Consider the following 22,071-nt stretch of genomic DNA (forward strand, 5'->3'; position numbering starts at 1 on the left):
AGGAGTCCCCCATGCACTACACCTGTCTGGGCCGATCGGGCCTGAAGATCAGCCGGCTGGGTCTTGGCACCATGAACTTCGGCGAGCTTGCCGACGAGCCGACCAGCTTCGCCATCATGGATGCCGCCGTGGATGCCGGCATCAACTTCTTCGACAGCGCCGACGTCTACGGCGGACCGCAGTCGCCGGGCATGGCGCAGGGCTTCGGCCTCTCCGAAGAGATCATTGGGCGCTGGCTCAAGCGCAGTGGCAAGCGTGATGGTCTGGTACTGGCGACCAAGGTGTACCAGCCGATGGGGCTGGGCCCGAATGATCGCCGGTTGTCGGCGTACCACATCCGCCGCGCCTGCGAGGCCAGCCTGCGCCGACTGCAGACCGACCACATCGATCTGTACCAGATGCACCATGTGGACCGGGCCACGCCATGGGAAGAAATCTGGCAGGCCATGGAACAGCTGATCCGCGAAGGCAAGATCACCTACGTGGGCAGCAGCAACTTTGCCGGCTGGGACATCGCCACCGCACAGGGCGTGGCCACCGCGCGGCACACCTTTGGCCTGGTGGCCGAGCAGAGCCTGTACAACCTGACCCAGCGCACGGTGGAGCTGGAAGTGATCCCGGCACTGCGCTACCACGGGCTCGGCCTGATCCCCTGGAGCCCGATCGGCATGGGCCTGCTGGGCGGCGTGCTGAAGAAGGTCACCAATGGCCGACGCGCTACCCCGCAGCTCCTGCAGCGTATCGAACAGCTGCGCCCGTAGCTGGAAGCGTATGAAGCGTTCTGCGATGAACTGGGTGAGGCGACCGCCGACGTGGCGCTGGCGTGGCTGCTGCACAACCCGGTGGTGACCACCGCGTTGAGCGGGCCGCGCACGGTGGACCAGCTTTTGCAGAACCTGAAGGCCCCTGCCCTGAAGCTCTCGGGTGAGTCATTGGCTCGGCTGGATGCGATCTGGCCTGGCCCCGGTGGCGAGGCGCCCAATGCCTACGCCTGGTAATCCCCCAACTCCTGGAGTACTCCCCATGTCCATGCTTCTCGGCACATTGATATCCATGGCTGCGCCTGCCACCGGCGGCGGCCCGGCCAGCGACGATCTGAGCATAACGCCTGCTGGCAGCGCATCGTCCGTGGCGGGCCCCGCTGACTACTTCACCGGCAACGTGCGCATCGACGGCGGCTTCCAACGCCCTGCGCCGGCCCGCGTAGGCGGTGCGACGGTCACCTTTGAGCCCGGCGCACGCACAGCCTGGCACACCCACCCGCTGGGCCAGACCCTCATCGTGACCGCAGGCGTGGGCTGGGTGCAGCAGTGGGGTCAGCCACGCCAGCAGATTCGTCCGGGCGACACCGTGTGGATCGCCCCGGGCGTGAAGCATTGGCATGGCGCAAGTGCCGCAGTGGCGATGACCCACATCGCGATTGCCGAGGCGGTGGATGGCAGCCCGGTGACGTGGCTGGAGAAAGTAAGCGACGAAGAGTATTCGGAGATGAGCGAATGAAGACGCTGCTGCTTTCTCTGGTCCTCGCGACCATCCCCTTCACTGCAATTGGACAGGACATGACCCGCGACGCCGACAACTTCTATCGAAGCACCCAGCTCATCAGCGAAAAAGTGCACTTCAACAACCAGTACCACATGCAGATCGTCGGCAATCTGTACGTACCGAAGAACCACAGGCCTGGGCAAGCATTGCCCGCGATCATCGTGGGCCATCCCATGGGCGCAGTGAAGGAGCAGAGTGCGGATCTCTACGCACAGAAGCTGGCTGAACAAGGCTTCGTGACCCTGGCTATCGACCAGTCATTCTGGGGTGAAAGTGCGGGCGAGCCCCGCAATGCAGTTGCGCCGGACATCTATGCCGAGGCCTTCAGTGCAGCCGTCGATTACCTGGGCACGCAGCCACAGGTGGATCGCGAACGGATCGGCGTGCTTGGCATCTGCGGCAGTGGCAGTTTCGTGATCAGTGCGGCCAAGATCGACCCGCGCATGAAAGCCATTGCTACCGTCAGCATGTACGACATGGGCGCTGCGAACCGCAGTGCCCTCAACCGCTCGCAGAGCGTCAAGCAGCGCAAGGCCGTGATTGCTGCTGCCGCGCGCCAGCGTTGGGTCGAAGCCGAGGGCGGCGCCGCACAGTACACCTCCGGCACGGTGCATAGGCTTGAGGCAGATACTCATCCGATCCAGCGCGAGTTCTACGATTTCTACCGCACTTCGCGCGGCGAGTTCACGCCGACTGGTTCATCACCGCAGCTCACCACCCACCCGACGCTGACCAGCAACGTGAAGTTCATGAACTTCTATCCGTTCAACGACATCGAGACCATCTCCCCGCGTCCGATGTTGTTCATTGCGGGTGATCAGGCGCATTCAAAGGAATTCAGTGAGGAGGCCTACCGGCTGGCGGGACAACCGAAGGAACTGCTGTGGGTGAAGGGTGCAGGCCATGTGGATCTGTACGACCGCACCGATCTGATTCCGTTTGCAGCGCTGGGGGCGTTCTTCCGGAAGAGCCTGGACGGAAGCATGTGACAGGCCAACGCCCCCCCTGGCCTCACCCCGTCCGCAGCATCGCCACCAGCAACCCCATCAGGGCACTCCCCGCCGCCAGACTCAGCCACACCCTCCCAACACTGCGGGCACTGAAGACGCCCGCAGCAACGGCAATGAACAGCACGAACCCCAGCAGTGAACTGGCCAGGACCGAAACGGACGTCCTTACCCCCACCAGCGCGGGCAGCAACAACGCCAGTGCCGCAGCGGTAACGGCGGTGAACACGTAGCCGCCCAGCGAGGCGGCCAGCACACGGCTCGCCACCTGCCAGCGATAGGCCGCTTCTCGCCCGGCCGGAGGCTTGGCCGTACGCGCCGCCTCCGGTGCCCGGGGCCAGCGGCGCTGCAGCATCAGGGCTATTCTTGCCAGCATCAACCCGAATGCCAGTGCGACCAGCTCCACGCCGGCCTGCTGCCACGCGCCCCGCTGCAGATACATCAGCAGCCCCTGCCCGGTGGTTGCCAGATTCACCAGCGGCAGCGCCAGGCACAGTGCTGCAGCCAGCCACAACTGCTCGATCCAGGCCAGGCGCGGTGGGCGCCACAGCGCGTGCAGCACCGAGGCAGCGCAGGCAGCAAGAAAAATGCGTATTTCCCATGCGCTGCGATCGCTCATTCCCAATGGCAGCAACCGATTGCCATGCAGGTAGACGATGCTTGCCAGCGCCACCCCGGCCAGCGATGCCACGTTGAAGGCTTCCACGCAGCGGTAGATGCCCGCCGTGGCCGCGCCGAACTCATGCTCGCTGCGCTTGCGCCGCTTGATGGAGAACAGCAGCGTGCCGATGGCGATCATCGCTGTGCCCAGCAGGCCGCTGATGAAGTACAGCCACTTCATCGGCCAGCCGCCGAAATCGGCCTTGTGCAGTGCTTCGATGGTTTCGTGCACCTGTACGGCGCCAATGACATGCGGATGTGCACCATGCTGTTGCAGCAGCGCGCCGCTGGCAGCATCGAACGCCGCCCGGCTGGCCTCGGTCAGCAGATGCCTGTCTGCGCGCCCCACGGGCTTGCGACCGATCACCTCCACCACGCTGTGCACGGTGCCGGGCGCCTGGATCACGATCAGTGCCGGTGGCTGCCCGCTGATGGCGTGCGCGCGTGCCAGCAGTTGCTGCAGGTCCGGCAGTTGCGCGGTGGATACCAGGATGCCTGGCGGAGCTGGCTGCACAGGCGCCAGCTCGGCTTCGTAGCGCGCATAGGCGTCATCGGCATCGCCATAGGCCGCATGCACCGGCCACGGCAGATAGCTGCTGTAGAAGAAGGTCAGCCCGGTGTAGCCGATCATGAACAGGAACGGCAGGGTCAGCACGGCACTCAGGTTGTGCGCATCCAGCCAACTGCGCTGTCCCTTGCCCGGGCGGAAGGTGAAGAAGTCCTTGAAGATGCGTTTATGCACCACCACGCCGGACACCAGCGCCAGCAGCATGCAGGCCGTGATCCAGCCGACCAGCCAGTAGCCGGCCATGCCGCCGTGCAGGGTGTAATGGAAGGACATGAAGTGGCGCCCGCCTTCGGTTTCCCGAAGACGAGGTGGAGGCTGTGGCATGCCGGCGCCGGCATCCACCCAGCGTTCGTGCGCAGTGCCGTCGCCATCCTCCCATGACAGCTCCAGGGGCCAGCCGTGCTGCGCAGGCCAACGGATCTGCCATGCCCGGGCATCGGCGGCGTTGGCGGCCAGCCAGTGCTGCGCACGCACCGCCTGCGTTGCGGTGTCCAGCGCCGGCGAGGAGGCCGGCACGGGGCCGGCCTCCATCCATCGCGTGATCGGCTCACGGAACACGCTGAGCGTGCCGGTCAGGAAAATCGCGCACAACAACCAGCCACAGGTGAGGCCGCACCAGGTGTGCAGCCACGACATGCTCTGCCGGAAACCCGCTTTCATGCCTGCCCCGTGGCGGGCAGGCCGTTGCCCCGCCGGCTGCGGAAGGTCACAGCGAGCCGCGCAGCGTCAGCATCACATTGCGGGGTTCGCCAAAGAAGTTGCCGCGGCGGATCTGGCTGATCATCGCGTAGTAGCGGGTGTCGAACAGGTTGGCCACGTTGACGCCTACGCTCCAGCGCGGATTGATCCGGTAGCCGGCGCGCAGGTCCCACACGGCACGTCCCGCTGCGCCCATGCGCCAGTCCGGGTCGTCGTAGGCCGGATAGGAGTAGCTGCTCTGTGCCGATACACCACCGCCCACAGAGAACGCGTTCCACTTGCCCGGCAGCTGGTAGGACGTCGACAGGCGCAGCAGGTGGCGGGGCGTCTCGGCGCTGATGGTCGCGCCCTCATCGTCGCGGCTGGTGACGTGGGTATAGCCCGCCATCATCTGCCAGCCCGGCGCCAGTTCGCCGCTGGCCTCCAGCTCAAAGCCCTTGCTGCGCAGCTTGCCGCCATTGCGGTAGCAATCGGACGACGCCAGCGAGCCACGGCAGCTGCCCGGGTCGGATTCGTCCACCACGGCGTTGCCGGTCTTGCGGATGGAGAACACTGCGGCGGAGACATTCAGGCGGCCATCGTTCAACTCACCCTTTACGCCCAGCTCGTAGTTGGCGCCGATGGCCGGATCCAGCACCGAGCCGGACGCGGTGACGTACGAGCTCTGCGGCTGGAAGGTATCGGCGTAGCTGGCATAGACCGACCATTGCGGGCCCAGGTCGTAGACGAGGCCGGCGTACGGGGTGAATTCGTGCTTCTGTTCGTAGTCGCGGCTCTTGGCGCCGGTGAAGCCATCGCTGGACTGGTACTTCACCCAGCTCAGCCGGCCCCCCAGCGTGAGGTGCAGCGGTTCTGCAAGCTGCAGGCGCAGGTTGCTGTACACGCCGCTCTGCTGGGCGCGGGCGTTTTCTGACCAGTCCCACGCGGGCTGCAGCGGCTGCGCGATGGCGCTGTGGTCGGGTGCGTAGACATCAATCGGCACGTCGATGGCCAGGTCCGCCGAGCTCTGGCGGGTACGCTGGCGCGACCACATCGCGCCCAGCAGCAGCTGATGGCTGCGGCCGAACGCGTCGAAACTGCCGGTGGTGTGCAGGTCGATGCCATCACTGCGCACGCGCGAGCGGTTGAAATAGATGTCATAGAAGCGCGAACCGATGCCGCTGGCGCGGTCCACCCCGCCCAGCGGAACCGCGACACGCTGGTCCAGGTCCGACTCGGTGCGGTTCACCGACAGGCGTGCCTTCCAGCGTTCGTTGAAGCGGTGCTCCGCCTCTGCAAAGGCTTCGTCGACGGAGCCCTCCTGCCGGTTCCAGTCCTGGATGAGCGAGGTGGAACGCTTGATGTCCAGCGCACCGCCATCGGTGTAGCGCGGCAGGCCGAACAGCCAGTAGCCGTCGGTGTCACTGGCCTGATGGCGCAGGCCGAAGGTCAGCGTGGTATCCGTGCCCAGATCGGCATCGATCACCCCATAGGCCACCGGCGTCTTCGATGAGGTGCCCCGCTGGAAGTAGTCGCGGTCCTGATAGGCGGCGACCAGTCGGCCGCGCACGCTGCCGGTAGCATTGAGCGGGCCACCGCCATCCACCTCGACGCGGTAGTTGTCCCACGAGCCCACGGTTGCGGCCAGATCCAGATGAGCCTGGTCGCGCGGGCGCTTGCGCACCATGTTGATTGCTCCGCTGGGGTCGGCTGCACCCAGCATCATGCCACCAGCACCGCGCAGCACTTCAACGCGCTCCAGTACTGCGGTGTCGATCGGCAGCCAACCCACGGGGGCATAGACGATGCCGGCCACGCCGTCGACCAGATAGTTGCTGTCGTCCACGGTAAAGCTGCGGATCGAGAACTTGTGGTTGCCGAAGTTGCGGGCGGTCTTGGTCACACCCGTGGTCTGCGCCAGGGCCTCGTCCAGCGTGGTGAGGTTGCGGTCGTCCAGCTGCTGGCGGGTGATCACGCTGACCGACTGCGGGGTCTGGCGGATGCTCTGCCCCAGCTTGCCCAGGCTCAGTTCACGTGCCGTGTAAGCGCCATCGCTTGGGGCATTGGCGGTCACGTTCACCGTCTGCAGGGTGGTCTGGGCATCCTTGCTGCGCGCAGGCGCTGCTGCTTCCTGCGCCAGGGTGAACACGCCCGGACGGGTGGCATTGACACGCACTCCACTGCCCTCCAGCAGGCGCGCCAGTGCTTCCTGCGGCGTGTAACTGCCGGTCAAGGCCGGAGCGCGACGGCCCGCCACCGCCGATTCGCTGAACAGCACCTGCTGCCGGGACTGCTCGGAAAAGCGGCGCAGTGCGGCATCCAGCGGTTGCGCCGGAATATTGAACTGCACGCGTGCAGCCGGCTGCGACTGTGCAATGGCCGGCGCTGCCAGCGCGCTGGAAATGCACAGCGCCAGCAACGGCAGCCGCTTGGCGTGTACCCCCGTAGAGAACGCGCCAGCAACAAGTGCGCGCTTGATCTTCATGTACCCCATTACCGCTCCATCATGCTTGGCCGCTACTGGCCTCACTGGGGTAAACGGAAAATGGCGGTGGGGTGGGAACCCGCGCCGGAAGAAATTTTCGTTCCGGCGTCAGCGGGTCACAGGCCGTTCGTCGATGCGGTAGCCGCCCTGGGCATTGCGGGTCACCTGCACCGGCAACAGATCCGGCAGTGCTTCCAGGAAGGTGGCCGGGGCATCGGTGGCTGCGTAGCCGGAGACCGGCAGGAACTTCAGCCCTGGCTGGCCCAACGTGACGGGATGGCCCAGATACTGCCCGACCTCCTGCGCCACTTCGTCCAGCGGGGTGCGCCGGAACACCAGGCGTCCATTGCGCCAACCGCCAATGCTGTCTGCGCTTGCGGCGATGGGGCGATAAGCAGCGGTGAGCGTGGTAACGGCCAGGCCCTGTTCGGCGCGCAGGCTGACCGGCGAGGCACCTTCGGCGCGATCCGGCTGTACTCGCACGTGCCCATGCAGCACCTTGACCACGACTTCGCCCGGCCCATTGCGCACATTGAAGGCCGTGCCGACCACCGTCACCCGGCTGCGCTGGGCATCAACGGTGAAGGGCCGGTCGGCCGCCGGGGCGACCTCGAAGAACGCCTCGCCCTGGTTGAGCACCACTTCACGGCGGGATCGATAGAAATGCACGGCCAGCGTGCTGCGTGCATTGAGCGAAATCCGTGAGCCGTCCGGCAATTGCAGATCACGTATCTCGCCCGCGCCGGTGGCCACGTCCTGTACGTAGCTGGGCGCGGCGTACCAACCGTAGCCGACGTACCCCAAGGCCAGCATCGCCACGGCCGCAGCCGCCGCAACGCGTGGCAGGCGCCACGAGCGTGCACGCCGCGCCGCCCTGCCCCGCCGTAGAGCGGCAGGTGCAGGTACTGCTGGGGTGATCACCGCATGCGCGTCCGAGGCCAGTACGGGGCGTGGCAGCTGGCCCAGGTCGTGCCAGGTTCTGGTCACATCGGCGAACGCCTGTCGATGTGCTTCGCTCCCGGCCAGCCAGTGCTGCAGGGCCGCCTCGTCCTTCGGTTGCCAGTCCGCATCCTGCCGCCGTACCAGCCACGCGGCCGCCGCCTCATGCAGGGCAAACGGGTCGGAATCTGCGGGAGAAGGGAGATCGGTCATCGGCAGGGAAAATCAGCATCGATGGCAGGCGCCAACGCCTCGCCCGCCTTGGTCGGACGATGCAGTTCCTGCATCTGTGCCAGAGACGCATAGCGTACCCGCACTTCGCAGTAGGCAACCGCTCGCGACAGGTGCTTGACCACCATGCGGCGGGAGATCTGCATGCGAGCGGCCACGTCCTCCTGGGTCAGGCCATCGAAGCGGCAGAGCACGAAGGCCTCGCGTTGACGTTCCGGCAGCTCGGCCAGCGCTTCTCGCAGGCGCTCCAGGCGCTGCCGCTGGGCGCTGAGCTGCAACGGGCACTGTGATTCATCGCTGGTGATGGCCTGGCCCGCATCCTCGGCATCTGCCAGTGGCAGGGTCTGGAGACGGCGGCCTGCGGTGTGCTCACGATACTCATCGGCCACGGTGTTCATCACCGTCCGCCGGAAATAGGCACCTTGCTGGTCGCACGACGCCAGTGCTGGGTTTGCCGCCAGCCACTTGACTGCACCGTCGTGCAGGGCGTCCTCACCGTCTGCACCTCTGACACGCGCAAGGCTGCGCAGAATGGGCCCGCGCCAGCGGGCATAGGCTTTCGCAAGGAGGTTCCCGCCCATTGGCGAGGCGTCTTCCGGAATGCCCGCCTCCGTGGACGAGGCCCGATCCGCGTTGCTGCCCGTGCCCCGGCCTAGCGTGGACACATCACCCTCAGGGCAAATGCCAGCGGTCTGCACAGGTGGGGCGGGGAATTCACGTCGGGAGCCGGAGTTCTGGCCGCCATAGGCGGCGGAAGGGGTGGGATGCCGCAAGTGTAGTGAGAGTCATTTGCAATTGGAACTCCCTCCCCCCTCCCTTTCCTGCAGCCGCGGTTCGGATGAGGCCTGGGAACCGGGGTGAAGCGCACGGCAGTTGCGCCCTCCGGGAAGCTGCCGTGATCGCACCATTGGCGCGATGAACTCCACCGCCTCAATCGCGAACCGGCCTGCAATCGCCTTGGCGTGACCGTCCGGGGTGTAGCTTTTCCGGATGTCCCTCATATCGGCTTCGTCGGCGAGCAGCAGCAGTGCTACCTGCCTGCCAGTGCCTGCGTCGATCGCCTCGATCTCGAGGGAAAGCTGCCCCTTGCTCACCGGTCCCATCAGGACCGATGTGGCAATGTTCAGGCCGACAGACACCTCCTTCACCGAGGTTATCCTTGCAAGCAGCAACAGCCCCGTTCCCGGCCGCCCTGCCCCACTCCAGCCCAGGCGCCTGTCGATCTGCCGCTGCAGCTGACTGCTTACGGCAGCCTTGAGGCGATCACCGACGCCCGGGCTCAGCGTTGCAGCTACCTCTGGCATCAGCAGGACGGGGGCGAGAGTCACCGTCTGGAAGTGCCCGTGCGTGCTACCCGCTGGCACGATCTCCATCCGACGCTCCCCGTGGATGCTGAGACCCGCATAGGTCCTGGCCTGGTTTGACCTGACCACATGCACCGGACTGCATGCGGCCAGCAACAGCATTCCCACTCCTGCGAGGAGCTGCGGAACCCGCCGCGACAAGCAGCCTTTCGCGGCGCGTCCGGAACCGGATGTTCTGGCCAGAGTGGCAGTTCGATCGCCGCCTGATGAATGACTACGGCAGCAGGGAATTGCAGAGTGCATGACTTTCGCAGGTTGAGTGGAACGGAATCAATCGAGGTCGAACATCCCCCATGTGCGGGGCTCGCCTTGGCCGGTCCGGAATGCCGGGCCCGACGATTGCAGGGTGTCGGCAGGATGTCGGCAATCACCAATGCAACATGTGCTTCGGATCGAACAGCACGCACGACACTGCCATGATGATCACGACAAGCACCGCGAATCCTGTGGCAATGGCGCCTCTGAGAAATCCAATTCGGATGAGGATGTGCTTCAACAGGGCCACCTCGCCAAGCAGCAGGACAAAGAGAAGTCCTGCTTGTGCTGCGGCAAGCAGCGCATAGACCAGTGCCCAGCACCCCCATGCGATGGCCGCCACACGAATGACGGACGCCGGAACGTCCATCAGCAGCCCCACCACGATCAGCATCGTCACCGCAATGGTGATCGTGCGCATGTTCTCAGCCACGTTCTTCAACGTGGCGCCTTCGCGCGCCAATCGATCGACCTCAAGGAATCTCGCCGCGAGTTTCGATTCAAACAGCCGTATGCGCTTCATGGTTCTACCCAGGTGAAGGAGGGGTGGCTGGAGAGGACTGCACACGCACTGGTGCAATGGACTACAGACGCGCAACCACCACCGGCAGCACGGCCCGGCGGCAGCCCCGACGTGATTGGGTGGCCCGGTCTCTACCGATGGCTACCCGCCGTGCTGGAACCAGGGTGGATGCTGTCTACCTGGATTCCCGGAACTCGGTTGGCAGGCAACCCGCCCAACGCTTGAATGCGCGGCGGAATGCACGGGCGTCGGAGTATCCAACCGCGTCTGCAACTTCGGCGATGCTCAACTCTGAGTTCAGCAGGAGATCGCGGGCCCGCTCATACCGGGCCTCATCGCGGAGTTCCCGATAACTCGAATCCTGGCGATTGAGCCGGCGCCTGAGCGTTCTCTCGCTTACATTGATCAGGCTTGCGAGTTCGCTCTGCCGGGGGGTCGTCTCGATGTCGCACCGCAGGTGGCTCGACAGCGATTCGACAATTTCATTGCGCACGCCCCGCATTGGCAGCAGCGTGTCGAGCTGGTCGCGTACGATCTTCGAGTTGATCCGGTCGAAGCCTGGCAGCCGCACACTCAACCAGTGTGAGTCGAAGGTCAGGCGGTTGATCCCTGCATCAAAGCGCACCGGGCACTGGAAGAACCGCCGGTAGACGTCCGGATCGGAGGGCTTGGGTAGGGAAAAGTCGACCCGTAGCGGTGCAAAGGAGGGGCCAATTAGGTACCTGCTGACGGCGACGAACCCCGCGAATGCATCCTCCACAAGAACGGATTCCAGCTGGATATCAAAGCGCCGGAATCGGACCTCCATCCGGATTTCACGACCCGCTTCCTCGATCGTGTGAATCAGCATGGCGCCGATTGCCTGCTGGTGGCTGAGCCCATAGTTCAGGGCTTCCCCATAGGTCTCGCAGGTGAGCATCGCCAGGCCGGGAACACCCCAGGAGATGGGTGTCTGCCGGGCTCCCAGGGCGAGGCCCAATGCAGGTTCGTCCAGCAATCGTTCTGCGCGCATGAACAGCTTGCGCATCTGTCTGTAGGACAGCCTTACATCTCTCATCGAGAGATCGCGGTACGTGAAACCAAGCCCGCGGCACAGCTCTTCCGGCGAGAAACCCCGTTCTTCAACAAGCCCAAGGATGGCCCTGGCGCCGGTCGGCACGATTTCTGCGATCTGCGATTCGTGCGTTGACCCTGGATCGTCGGAGGGGTTCAGAGACGTCGCGTCCAACGCGAGTTCCTCACCGGGCTCACGCCAGTCCATGGAGGTCGGCAGATTCTTGGAGATGGCAGCCATCACGTTTTCGAAGGGGCGTTTCGCAGTCCCCATAGTCATCCCGTGGGGGACTGATTTCAATGCAGGAGACCGCGCGTGGCCTAAACGGCCCCCGCGTGTCCGGTAATGCTCCTGATGGGTCCGGATGATGATCCAGCGTCGATGTGACTGACTGGCTTCAGGTGGGACTGCGTTGTCCGGATGGCCGCTTTGAGTGCGCCGCCTGTCCCAGATGACCTGTACGAGCCCCGGCATGTCCGGAAGTGTCCTGTTCGTGGTCCAGGTGTCCCCCTAAATTTACGCCGCCTGCAGACCTGACCACACCGCGCTGGTCTGTGGAACTGACCACCCATACAAGGAATCGAACGTGAAAACCCATATGACCTGGTCATTGGTGCCTCGTCTCAGCGCGCTGGCCATTGCCCTGTCCGCGATGACGGGATGTTCCGATACACCAGAGAGCGGGACGGCAGAAGCCCGCACCGCGTATGTCGCCTCCGTTCGACAGGCTGCTGGCGATCAGCGCGCTTACATCGGCACCGTGCGTGCCACGCAGCGAGGACAGCTGTCCTTCCCGGTCTCCGGAAAGGTCTCCGCGGTACTTGTTGAACCGGGTGACGTTGTACGCAAGGGACAGGTGCTTGCTCGACTGGATCCGGTCCCCTTTGCAGCGCAGGAGGCGTCCGCTGCCGGCGACGTCGCACGCGCGCAGGCCGCACTGGACGAGGTCCAGCGACGCGTCGAACGACTGGATGTTGCGCAGAAGGCTGATGCGCTCAGCCCGGCGGAGATGACCGCCGCGAAGGCCGAACTGGCGGCTGCGAATGCGGCCGTCCGCAATGCCCGCGCGCAGCACGAGCTCGCCGGCTGGTCGCAAGGCGAAGCCACGCTGAAGGCAACGTTTGACGGAGTCGTGGCTGCCCGAAACGTTGAAGTTGGACAGTCCGTGGGCCCCGGCGCTGCTGCCATCCAGGTCGATGGTGCGGGCCGCGAGCTGTCTGTCGCGATTCCGGGCACTGCTCCCCTGGCTGTTGGGCAGGTGGTCAACCTGATCAGCGGCTCGGACACCGTGGCGAGCAAGGTGCTCCGTGTCGACGGCCGCGTTGATGCAGGCGGCGTGCGTACCGCATACATCGCAGTGCCCGAGGCGGCGACCGTGGGTTCGACCTGGTCGGTCCGGATCACTGGAACGGATACAGGCCCAGCCAGGCTTCAAGTGCCATTTCGGGCTGTTCTGCCGTCTGCCGTTGGCGGCAAGGGCCAGGTGCTTCGGCTGGCAAAGGATGGCAAGACGACCGAGCTGGCGGAGGTAGATCTGGGTCAGTATCACGGTGACTGGATCGAGGTGAGCGGGCAGATTTCCGCCGGTCAGCGCGTCGTGGTTGCGGGTGCCAAGGCCATCCGCCCGGGCACGCAGATCAAGCCTGTCGACATGAAGATGGGATCAGAACAATGAGCCTCTCCTCATTCTCATTGGCGCGTCCCCGCCTGACCCTGCTGGCGATCGTAGCGATCGTCCTCACCGGCCTCATTCTGGCGCTGGACTTCCCGTCCACTGAAGAGCCCCCCATCACCATTCGCACGGCGACGGTACTCAGCTTCATGCCGGGCGCCGGCGTGGACCGGGTCGAGCAGCTGGTCGCTCGCCCGATCGAGGAGAGCATTCGTGGCATGCCGGAGGTCAAGCGGATCCGGACGACTGTCCGTCCAGGCTTTGCGTTCACCTACGTTGATCTCTATCCCACCGTGGAATCGGAGAAAATTCCCATCGTGTGGCAACGGTTGCGCTCACGCATGGGGGACATCCAGAGCCAGCTTCCCGAGGGAACGATTGGCCCGGTCGTGGACGACGAATTCGGTCGGGTTGCGGTGATGACCATGGGCCTGACCGGCGATGGCTATAACGCAGGCGAGCTCCGGGCAGAAGCCCGCCGCCTGCGCGATGAACTGTTCCGGCTGCCCGGGGTGGAACGTGTCTCGCTGCACGGCGTGAGGGACGAGCAGGTCCAGATCATCCTGGACGTGCCTTCCCTGGCTGCGCGTGGGCTCAACCCCAATGTGATTGCCGATGCGGTTTCCAGGCGCAATGTGATTGCGCCGGCGGGCTATGTCGAGATCGGAGGTTCGGAGATCACGCTCAACGTGAGCGGTGACGCCGACAACCCCTCCCAGCTGAAGAGCACGCCGATACCGCTGCCGAAGGGTGGCTCGGTGCCGCTGGGTGCCCTTGCGCGAGTGGAACGGGTTACCCAGGACCCGCCGATGACGGGTGCATTCGTCAATGGCACGCCGGCCGTGGTGATAGCGGTCTCCATGGCGCCAGGACTCAACGTGGTCAGCTTCGCCGATCTGTTGCGCGGCGACGTTGAACGGCTTTCGGCAACGCTGCCGGCCGGCATGCAGCTTGTCCAGATCACGGATCAGGCCGAGGTTGTTTCCACCCAGCTGCTGCGTGTTGCCAAGGTTTTCCTGGAGACCCTGGCCATCGTCATGGCGGTCGTCGTGCTGTTCCTTGGAATGAGGACCGGCCTGATTGTCAGCGCCATCGTGCCGACCACGGTGCTGGGGACGATGGCAATCATGAAGATCCTGAACATCGATCTGCACATGATCTCGGTGGGTGCAATCATCATTGCCCTGGGCCTGTTCGTTGACAACGCGATCGTGGTTGCCGAGGACATGGAGCGGCGGCTCTCGCTGGGTGAGTCGCCGGACCAGGCTGCCGCTCACGCAGGCAGCACGATGTTCGTGCCGCTTCTGGTTTCTTCGCTGGCGATCATCCTCGCGTTCATGCCGCTGGCCATCTCCAGCACGGAAACCGGCGAGTATCTGCGCAGCCTCGGCATCGTGATGGCCATCGCGCTGCTGTTGTCGCTGGTCATCGGCGTTACCCTGATTCCGCTGCTGTGCAAGTACTTTGCCCATCATCATGCCGAACTCAGCCGCACCGCACGCGCGGTCGAGCGGCTGACGGGCTGGTACCGCGGCAAGGTCCGCTGGATCCTGGGGCACAAGGCCATCTACATCGGCGTAATGGTTGCACTGCTGGCAACCTCCGGCTGGTTGTTCACCACCGTCCCCAACGAGCTGATGCCGCCGTCCGAGCGCCATCAGCTGCAGATGGCCATCGAGCTGTCCCCGGATTCCAGTCCGGCCAATACGATGGCGGTTGCTCACCAGATCAGCAAGGTGCTGGCCGACGAGAAGCTCGTTCCGGAGATCTCCAGCCACGCCCTGTACATGGGCGATGGTGGCCCACGCTTCATTCTGGCACTGAATCCCCCTACTCCCGCAGGACACCGCGCGTATGCCGTGCTGTCACTTGCGAAGGGCGTCAAGCATGAAGCGGCCATTGAGCGGCTGCGTTCTGTGATGGCAACACACTTCCCGGATGTGCGGGTGGAGCCCAAGCGGTTCTCGATGGGGTCTTCGGATGCCGGCGTTGCGACGTTCCGCATCTCCAGCAGCGACGGCGCACATCGGATTGCCGCCGAGAAGCTGCTGCGCACGCTGCAGGACACGCCGGGGATGGTGGATGTATCCAGCGATGCCGAACGCCAGGTTGTCCAGCTTGATGTGGACGTCGATCAGCCCAAGGCCCAGGCCGCAGGCATCAGCAGCGCGGACATCGCCAAGAGCATGGACATGCTGCTGACCGGCGCAACGATTTCCCGCTATCGTGAGGGCGACACCGTTCTCCCGGTCATCCTCCGCGGAGAAGCGGCACTGCGCACGGATATCGGCCAGCTTGAGGCACTCCCGATCCAGAAGGCGGATGGCAGCGGAAGCGTGCCCCTGGGCCAGGTGGCCAAGCTTCGGTTGGCGCCGCAGCTGTCTTCAATCCAGCGAGTGAACCAGATGCGCGCGGTCACCGTGCTTGCAAAGAGCTCCGAGCTGACGGCCCAGGGGATCGCGGACAAGGTCGAGCCACTTCTTTCCGAATTCCGCAAGCAGGGCGTGCGGGTTGAACTCGGTGGCGAGATCGAAGAAAGCAAGAGTGCCAACGAAGGCATCGAGAAGCTGCTCCCGCTCTGCCTTGCTGCCATGTTCCTGTTGTTCGTATGGCAGTTCGAGAGCATCCGCAAGAGCCTGATCGTCCTGGCGAGCATTCCGTTCGTGGTCATCGGCGCGACCTTGGCACTCAAGCTGAGTGGCACCAGCCTGACCTTCATCGGAACACTGGGGCTGCTCGCACTTGCCGGCATCATCGTCAACAACGCGATTCTGCTCATCGATGCGATCGACGAAGGCCAGCGCGATGGCTTGCCTCCTCTCCAGGCCATTGAAGAGGCTGCAGCAAAGCGCCTGCGCCCCATCGTCATGACCAAGATGGTCTGCATTCTCGGCCTTGTCCCGCTGCTGCTGTTTGGCGGTTCCATGTGGACCAGCATGTCGATCGTGATGATCGGCGGCCTTGCCCTTGGAACGCTGATCACGCTGGGTCTCATTCCAGCGCTGTATGCCGCGCTCTACCGCATTCACCCGGCCGAGGAGGCATGATCATGTCTATTGGAAATCGAGTTGCCTGCCTGTCGATTGCTGTGCTTGTAGCCCTGTCTTCTGGCTGCGCCTCTGTGGCTCCCAGGACCGAGATCCCTGACGCCGCAGCCCGGCATCATGTGGGCCAGGCCCCCACGCCGGCGGCGCTGGACGCGGATGTCCTGCCCGGGACGCCCAACAGGCAATGGTGGAAGGACTTCTCCGACCCCAACCTGGATGCGCTGGTCAGCCTGGCCATGCGCGGGAATCATGACCTGAAGTCTGCCCTTGCCGCCGTGGTGGAAGCGCGCGCACTGGCAGGCGCAGCGCGCAAGGACTATCTGCCGAGCGGTGCGCTGCAGGTCAAGGCCGAAGCCATGCAGTCCGCCCAGATCGAAGCGGATCCCTATCGCCAGGATCTTCCCCGCCCCCCTTCCCAGAGGCTGCTGTCCGCCGGACAGATGTTCTCCTGGGAACTGGACCTGTTTGGGCGCATTGGCACCGCTGCAGCCATGGCCGATCGCAGGGCCGATGCTGCGGCGGCTGACGCGAGGTCAGCTGCCGCAGTACTCCAGGCCGAGGTTGCGAAGAACTACTTCCTGCTCAGGATGGACCAGATCAGCCTGTCCTCTCTTGAGCGGGAGGTTGGCCTCAGCGAGGCCCGCGTGGCGCGCGTGAAGGCCCGGTATGCGGCAGGGCTGGTCGATCGCAGGGAGGCACTTGCGGTCGAATCCGAACATGCCGAGCTGGTGGCGCAGGAGGCGGCAACCGTTACCCGGCTGCAGGCGGACAGGGCCGCATTGGCGGTTCTTGCGGGCCGCTCGCCGACCGCGCAGGATGATGCCTGGGAGGCGTTGCTGGCCCCGGCTCCACTGCCGGTCCCGCCGGATCTTGCATCGCTTGCGCAGCCGACCGACCTCCTGGCGCGGCGGCCGGACGTCGCCAAGGCCGATGCACTACTGCGAGCAAGCCTTGGCAACGTCGTACTCGCCGAGCGCGCGCACCTTCCGCGCCTCACGCTGAATGTTTTCGGCGGCATTCTTGCACCGTTCGGTTCGCTGGGCGATTCCAGTGCAAAGCGCTTCTCGGCCGGCCCGGAGCTTCAGTGGGAGTGGCTGAGCTTTGGCCGGAAGAAGGCCAGGGAGGAAGCCGCTCGCGCCGGCAGTGATCAGAACTGGCATGCCTTCGAGCAGACCGTGCTGACGGCGCTGAAGGAGAGTGAGGACTCCCTGCATGCGTGGACGAGTTCCCAGGTCAGGATGCAGCAGGCGGTAAATGCCGAGGCACTCAGCAGCAGATCTTCGGCCTATGCCTCTTCCCGCGTGGACGCCGGAATCGAGCCGAAGGATGCCGGCCTGCAGCAGCAGGCGCTGCACGAAAAGGCGCGCAGAGAGCTTGCGGCGGCACAGGCCGGGCTGCTGATGGCCCACGTGCAGGTGCAGCTGGCGCTGGGGGCATGGCAGCCCGAGAAGGGAGACCCGGAGATTGAAATCGGCAGGCCCATCGCTTCCCGGAAGAGCGCCGAAAGCGAAGCATCCGCTGCGCATCACTGACTGGCTCGAACGGCAACCCGCCAGCCCGTACCGGCCTGGCGGATCGTTCGTCGCCCGCTACATGAGGAAAACTCTCTTGAACGCTACCCACAGTTCGTCCGTGCGTGTGCCCGGCATACTCATCCGCGAAACGGCAGCGCTTATCGTCCGCAATGGCCGGTCTTCGGTGACCGTCAGTGAGATTCTCGAATGCTCGGGCGTCAGCCGTGGCGCGATGTTCCATCACTTCTACTGCAAGCAGGATCTCATCGACGCCACTTTCTCGTGCTGGCTGCAGAACTTCAATCAGGATGTGGAACGGAGAATGCGTGCCAACGGGCTCCGCTCCGGCGCATTCACCAACGCCTACGTGGAATCGGTGGTCGAGGGCTGCAGGCGGCACGACGTTGCAATGCTCTCGGCCCTGATCATCCGCCTGGACCTGACCCAGGTATCCGCGTCGCAGTGGATCGAGTGGATGAAGAAGAAGCTGGCCACCGAGCCGTCCGAGGCCGACGATCCCACGCTGAGGTCTGCGCGTCTCGCCGCCGATGGTCTGTGGCTTGGCTCACTGTCCTGCCCTGCCCCCGCCAATGAACCGAAGATCGACATTCAAACGCCGCAGATCCCGGTGCAGCGCTGTGGCCACGGTCCGTCCCATCGCCTTGTCTAAGGACGATCAGGACGCGCGGTCGCGCGCTCATCGAACAGCAGGGATGCAACCGTGCCATGGCTAGAAGAACCAGGGAGGACGCACACGCCACGCGTGAGAGGATCCTCGATGCCGCACTGGTGTGCCTGCTGCGCCATGGACCCGCGGGCGCCACGCTGGAGCTGATCGCCACCGAGTGCGGCTATTCGCGCGGCGCGATCTACTGGCACTTCGGGTCCCGTCAGAACCTGCTGGGTGAACTTTCCGCGAGAGGGCGGCCAGATGCACCCGAAGGACTGCGGGAAGCCGCCATCCAGCAGTGCAGTGACCCGTTCAAGCTTCTGTTTGCGGACCTGGTCAGGGTCTTTGATCACACACGCCGCACCCCACGCGTTCGCCGAACGGTTGAGCTTCTGCTGCGCTCTGGTGCATCACATGAGCTGGGCGGCATAGGCGACGTGCTCGCGGCGTGCGCGATGCCGGAGGTCCGCATGCTGGAGCTTGTATACCAGCGTGCAGGAGCACTGGGCCAGCTCCGTGAGGGCGTTGATACAGCCACTGCGGCCCGCAGCCTTCATGCGATCGCGGTCGGTGTTCTGCTGGGATCAATCCTGGAGCCCGGCATCCTCGACCTGGAGATGGGCGGGGCACGCACCGTGGAAGACCTGCTCAGGCTGCACATGGCTGTTCCCTTCGCGGCCGCCGGAGCGTGGCTCAGCTCATGTGTGGGCTGAGCCGGTTCCTCATCGATCCACTTCGCCGAACACAATGTCGTAGGTGCCAATCATGGCGACGACATCCGCCAGCATGTGGCCCCTGACGATTTCATCCAGAGAAGAGAGATGAGCGAAGCCGGGAGCACGCAGGTGCACCCGGAACGGCTTGTTGGCGCCATCGGAGATCAGGTAGCAGCCGAACTCGCCCTTGGGCGCCTCGACCGCTGCGTAGGTCTCACCTGCCGGCACCTGGTAGCCTTCGCTGAAGAGCTTGAAGTGATGGATCAGCGCTTCCATGTCGGACTTCATCTCCTGCCGGGACGGCGGCGCCACCTTGAAGTTCTGGACCATCACCGGGCCGGGGTTGGCGCGAAGCCAGTCGACACATTGGCGGATGATGCGGTTGGACTGCCGCATCTCCGCGACACGGCACAGGTAGCGGTCATAGCAGTCACCGGCGCTGCCGACCGGAATGTCGAAGTCAACGGCATCGTACTTCGCGTAGGGGCGCTTCTTCCTCAGGTCCCACGCCACGCCCGAGCCTCTCAGCATCACCCCGGTCATGCCCCAGTCCATGGCCTGCTGCGGGGTCACAACGCCAATGCCCACCGTGCGCTGCTTCCAGATTCTGTTGTCGGTGAGCAGGGCTTCGTACTCATCAATGCGGTTCGGGAATTCGCGGGTGAAATTCTCGATGAAATCGAGCAGCGACCCTTCTCTCGCGGCGTTCAGCCGCCGCAGCTCCTTCCCCTTCTTCCAGCGTGACTCCTTGTACTTCGGCATCTGGTCAGGCAGATCACGGTACACACCGCCGGGCCGGTAATACGTGGCATGCATTCGAGCGCCGGATACCGCCTCGTAGCAGTCCATCAGCTCTTCGCGTTCCCGGAATGCATAGAGCATCACGGCCATGGCGCCCAGGTCCAGCGCGCCCGTTCCGATGTTCATGAGGTGATTGAGGATACGGGTGATCTCATCGAACATCGTGCGGATGTACTGTGCCCTGATGGGTGCCTCGATTCCCAGAAGGGTTTCAATCGCACGTACGTAGGCGTGTTCATTGCACATCATGGATACGTAGTCCAGCCGATCCATGTAGCCGATGGACTGGTTGAAGGGCTTGGACTCCGCCAGCTTCTCGGTACCCCGGTGCAGCAGGCCCACATGCGGATCCGCGCGCACAACGGTCTCGCCATCCATCTCAAGCACAAGGCGCAGTACCCCATGTGCCGCAGGATGTTGGGGGCCGAGGTTCATCACGTAGTTCCGGATCTCGGTATCCCGCCGATCACCGCGCACGGGAGCGGGGCTGCCCGCCGTCGTCCGCTTCATGTTCATCCAATAGCTTCCGTAGTCCGAACGCATTCAGCGGAAGTGCTCAATGCTCCAAGCGTCGATGCTACTTCGACGTGGAAGGCCGGTTATGGACTGCTTGGTCTGGAATGTGGAGCGCTGGGATTGTTCCCGAGCCGAAGCAATCTGCAGTCAAAACGCGGATTTTCTCGACGGCGGCGCTTGCTGCCAACCCCCGGTTGCGGGGGGAACAAGCCTGGCAAATCACTTCAACGAGGCTGGGTCAATTTCCCCTGGACTGTCCGATGCCACCGTGCAATGCCCGGCGTTCGCAAGGAAACGCTGTTCGCAGGCCTTCCACAACCAGCGAAGAAGCATTCTGTTGCAAGCGCTCCTGGGGCAATTGCTGAAGATGGGAGGTGACACGATCGGCCAGTTCATGTGGAAGGATCTGGCCTTGGCCGCACCACTGGCCACGACTGGTATCGGCAGCACCCTGGATGTAGGCATTGGCACGGGCGATGGACAGACTCCGGCACTGTTCGCTGGCACAGAATCCGTCAGCCCCTTTTCCCTGCAGTAGCGTGATCAGCTCCGCGCCGCTCACAAGCCAGGTGCGCTTCGGTGGTGATGTCTCCGCAAGCAAGGATCCGGTCAGGAAGCAGGCTCCAAGCATAAGCAGCCGAATCATGCGACGACCCGCCTGTCGGCCTTGATGTCCTCTCATGCCTTGGACCTTGGTTGTCGTCCTTCTGGATTCCATGCAGTTGATCCCCTCACCACGCACCGGCCCGTCATCACCAGCCGGCGTACCGGCAGCTCCGGCGCGCGCAGGCGCTCAAGCAACAGCGACATCGCAGCGCGCCCCATCTCTTCGACCGGCTGTTCGATCACGGTGATGCCCGGCTCGACCAGTTCGGTCCAGCGTTCGTTGTCAAAGCCCGCCAGCGCCAGCGCGTCCGGAATTGCCAGGCCTGCACTGCGGGCGGCCTTCAACGCTCCCATGAGCAGCAGGCTGTTGCTGGCGACCAGCGCCTCCGGCCGCGATGGGCCAGCCAGCCACTGTTCGACCGTTGCAATGGCCGCTTCAGCCGTAGGTTCAACCTCGCGGTAATCCGGCTGAAGCCCATGTGTACGCATCGCAGCGAGATAGCCGTCGCGACGTTCGGCTGCGGTGGTGCTGGTGCTGCCGAACAGGCCGCCGATGCGGCGATAGCCACGCGCGACCAGATGCTCGACCAGGCCCGCCATCGCGGCCGGATTGTCGAGCACCACGCTGTCGATCGACCCGCCGGGTGCGGCGCGGTCCACCAGCACCGTCGGATAGTCCAGTGCGAGCCGCTCCAGCCGGCCCACCGTGGTCCGGGTGGGCGCGAAGATCAGTCCGCTGATGCGCTCCTCGTGCATCAACTGCAGATACAGCGCTTCGCGCTCGGGGTCCTCGTCGGTGTTGCAGAGGGTGACGCGCAGGCCTTCACGATAGGCCATCTCCTCCACCGCTCGGATCAGCGCCGTGAAGAACGGGTTGCGGATGTCCGCCACGATCAGCCCGATGATGCCGGTGTGCCGGGCACGCAGGCGCCGTGCCTGCAGGTTGGGGTGATAGCCGGTCTGGCGGATCGCCGCCTCCACCCGGCCACGCACGGCCTCGCTGACCGGGCCGCCGCCGAGCACGCGCGACACCGTGGACTTGGAGACCCCCGCCACGCGCGCGACGTCGTTGATGCTGATGCTCATTGGAACCGTTCCCGGAAACTGTCGCTGTTCGAGGCCGGATGGCCATTCAGGACAATGCTAACGCCAAAGGACTATTGGCTTTTTGTGCAGTGCACATTGAAATGATGTGTGGGAACGTTCCCAATACGCCATAG

At 64.4% G+C, this 22,071-nt stretch carries 17 protein-coding genes and 1 pseudogene; 8 read left to right on the forward strand and 10 right to left on the reverse strand.

Annotated features, from left to right (window positions below):
* Window positions 1-11 precede the first annotated feature (11 nt).
* The 3 genes and pseudogenes from N7573_RS00975 (at window position 12) to N7573_RS00985 (ending at window position 2,534) form a co-directional block, all read left to right on the forward strand.
* Window positions 12-998, forward strand: a pseudogene (locus tag N7573_RS00975) (aldo/keto reductase).
* Between the two features lie 25 nt (window positions 999-1,023).
* A complete protein-coding gene (locus tag N7573_RS00980; protein ID WP_168356089.1) occupies window positions 1,024-1,500 on the forward strand; it encodes a cupin domain-containing protein in 477 nt (158 codons plus the stop codon).
* Entirely contained in the window at window positions 1,497-2,534 is a 1,038-nt protein-coding gene (locus tag N7573_RS00985; protein WP_279911795.1) for an alpha/beta hydrolase, read from the forward strand. Before N7573_RS00980 ends, N7573_RS00985 begins: the two co-directional genes overlap by 4 nt.
* A gap of 22 nt (window positions 2,535-2,556) precedes the next feature.
* Here the strand turns inward: N7573_RS00985 and N7573_RS00990 are convergent, their stop codons facing one another.
* The 7 genes from N7573_RS00990 to N7573_RS01020 form a co-directional block, all read right to left on the reverse strand.
* Window positions 2,557-4,440 carry a PepSY-associated TM helix domain-containing protein gene (locus N7573_RS00990; RefSeq protein ID WP_279911796.1) on the reverse strand — a complete coding sequence of 628 codons (1,884 nt, stop codon included), beginning with the start codon at window positions 4,438-4,440 and terminating at the stop codon, window positions 2,557-2,559.
* 46 nt (window positions 4,441-4,486) lie between these two features.
* The gene (locus tag N7573_RS00995; protein WP_279911797.1) at window positions 4,487-6,943 is read right to left on the reverse strand and encodes a TonB-dependent siderophore receptor; all 2,457 of its coding nucleotides are present in this window, start codon (window positions 6,941-6,943) and stop codon (window positions 4,487-4,489) included.
* 108 nt (window positions 6,944-7,051) lie between these two features.
* On the reverse strand, window positions 7,052-8,095 hold the full coding sequence (locus N7573_RS01000) for a FecR domain-containing protein (protein ID WP_279911798.1): 1,044 nt from the start codon (window positions 8,093-8,095) through the stop codon (window positions 7,052-7,054).
* Window positions 8,092-8,694: a sigma-70 family RNA polymerase sigma factor gene (locus N7573_RS01005; RefSeq protein ID WP_071228350.1), complete on the reverse strand. Its 603-nt coding sequence runs from the start codon at window positions 8,692-8,694 to the stop codon at window positions 8,092-8,094. The genes N7573_RS01000 and N7573_RS01005 overlap by 4 nt, the downstream gene beginning before the upstream one ends.
* Window positions 8,695-8,898: 204 nt before the next feature.
* A complete protein-coding gene (locus tag N7573_RS01010) occupies window positions 8,899-9,579 on the reverse strand; it encodes a DUF3313 family protein (protein WP_279911799.1) in 681 nt (226 codons plus the stop codon).
* Window positions 9,580-9,844: 265 nt separating this feature from the next.
* Window positions 9,845-10,255 carry a hypothetical protein gene (locus tag N7573_RS01015; protein ID WP_012511082.1) on the reverse strand — a complete coding sequence of 137 codons (411 nt, stop codon included), beginning with the start codon at window positions 10,253-10,255 and terminating at the stop codon, window positions 9,845-9,847.
* A 175-nt stretch (window positions 10,256-10,430) separates the two neighbouring features.
* Window positions 10,431-11,549, reverse strand: a complete 1,119-nt coding sequence (locus N7573_RS01020) for an AraC family transcriptional regulator (protein ID WP_279911800.1) — start codon at window positions 11,547-11,549, stop codon at window positions 10,431-10,433.
* 346 nt (window positions 11,550-11,895) lie between these two features.
* Between N7573_RS01020 and N7573_RS01025 the strand changes: the two genes are divergently transcribed.
* The 5 genes from N7573_RS01025 (at window position 11,896) to N7573_RS01045 (ending at window position 18,925) form a co-directional block, all read left to right on the forward strand.
* The gene (locus N7573_RS01025; protein ID WP_279911801.1) at window positions 11,896-12,984 is read left to right on the forward strand and encodes an efflux RND transporter periplasmic adaptor subunit; all 1,089 of its coding nucleotides are present in this window, start codon (window positions 11,896-11,898) and stop codon (window positions 12,982-12,984) included.
* Complete coding sequence (locus tag N7573_RS01030; protein ID WP_279911802.1) at window positions 12,981-16,028, forward strand: efflux RND transporter permease subunit; 3,048 nt, start codon at window positions 12,981-12,983, stop codon at window positions 16,026-16,028. Before N7573_RS01025 ends, N7573_RS01030 begins: the two co-directional genes overlap by 4 nt.
* 2 nt (window positions 16,029-16,030) lie before the next feature.
* Window positions 16,031-17,560 (forward strand): TolC family protein, encoded by a 1,530-nt coding sequence (locus N7573_RS01035; RefSeq protein ID WP_279911803.1) that lies wholly within the window; start codon window positions 16,031-16,033, stop codon window positions 17,558-17,560.
* A gap of 76 nt (window positions 17,561-17,636) precedes the next feature.
* A complete protein-coding gene (locus tag N7573_RS01040) occupies window positions 17,637-18,212 on the forward strand; it encodes a TetR/AcrR family transcriptional regulator (RefSeq protein WP_279911804.1) in 576 nt (191 codons plus the stop codon).
* A 56-nt stretch (window positions 18,213-18,268) separates the two neighbouring features.
* Window positions 18,269-18,925 carry a TetR family transcriptional regulator gene (locus N7573_RS01045; protein ID WP_279911805.1) on the forward strand — a complete coding sequence of 219 codons (657 nt, stop codon included), beginning with the start codon at window positions 18,269-18,271 and terminating at the stop codon, window positions 18,923-18,925.
* A 9-nt stretch (window positions 18,926-18,934) separates the two neighbouring features.
* Here N7573_RS01045 and N7573_RS01050 read toward each other — a convergent pair whose 3' ends face one another.
* The 3 genes from N7573_RS01050 to N7573_RS01060 all read right to left on the reverse strand — a co-directional run bounded on the left by N7573_RS01050 (window position 18,935) and on the right by N7573_RS01060 (window position 21,937).
* Complete coding sequence (locus N7573_RS01050; RefSeq protein WP_279911863.1) at window positions 18,935-20,239, reverse strand: NADH-quinone oxidoreductase subunit D; 1,305 nt, start codon at window positions 20,237-20,239, stop codon at window positions 18,935-18,937.
* A 244-nt stretch (window positions 20,240-20,483) separates the two neighbouring features.
* On the reverse strand, window positions 20,484-20,891 hold the full coding sequence (locus N7573_RS01055) for a Rap1a/Tai family immunity protein (protein WP_279911806.1): 408 nt from the start codon (window positions 20,889-20,891) through the stop codon (window positions 20,484-20,486).
* A 32-nt stretch (window positions 20,892-20,923) separates the two neighbouring features.
* The gene (locus N7573_RS01060; RefSeq protein WP_049463433.1) at window positions 20,924-21,937 is read right to left on the reverse strand and encodes a LacI family DNA-binding transcriptional regulator; all 1,014 of its coding nucleotides are present in this window, start codon (window positions 21,935-21,937) and stop codon (window positions 20,924-20,926) included.
* Window positions 21,938-22,071: the final 134 nt, after the last annotated feature.

The organism is Stenotrophomonas sp. GD04054 (genome assembly GCF_029836955.1).
GTDB classification, from domain to species: domain Bacteria; phylum Pseudomonadota; class Gammaproteobacteria; order Xanthomonadales; family Xanthomonadaceae; genus Stenotrophomonas; species Stenotrophomonas maltophilia_A.